Genomic DNA, 271 nt, shown 5'->3' with positions numbered 1-271 from the left:
GGACTCGAAGAAATGCGGCTGAGTCTCGCGCGGGTTTGCCGGACTGGTGATGTTCTTGCCGAACATGCAGCCCTTCGCCGTAAGTGACCAAAATTTTTTAATGCCGTTGATTCCTGTTCGGCTGTATCGCTCACGATGTTCAACAATCCCCAGCTTCGCCAACTGGTGATATACCCGGTTTGCCGTTATGCGAATACCGTGCTGTTTCAGCAGCGCGCTCAGTGAAAGAGTTGGACGGCTGGAGCCATCCGGCGCGCCAACAGGAGCATCA

The 271-nt window shown here is 54.6% G+C and carries 1 pseudogene; it reads right to left on the bottom strand.

Features of this window, described 5'->3' with window-relative positions:
* A pseudogene (locus FDX22_RS21930) lies at positions 1-271 on the bottom strand (KilA-N domain-containing protein); the annotation flags it as partial.

Origin of the sequence: Citrobacter sp. TBCS-14, from assembly GCF_005280805.1 — a bacterium.
Taxonomy (GTDB): Bacteria; Pseudomonadota; Gammaproteobacteria; order Enterobacterales; family Enterobacteriaceae; genus Citrobacter; species Citrobacter gillenii.
This window is presented reverse-complemented; position numbering and strand designations above follow the sequence as displayed.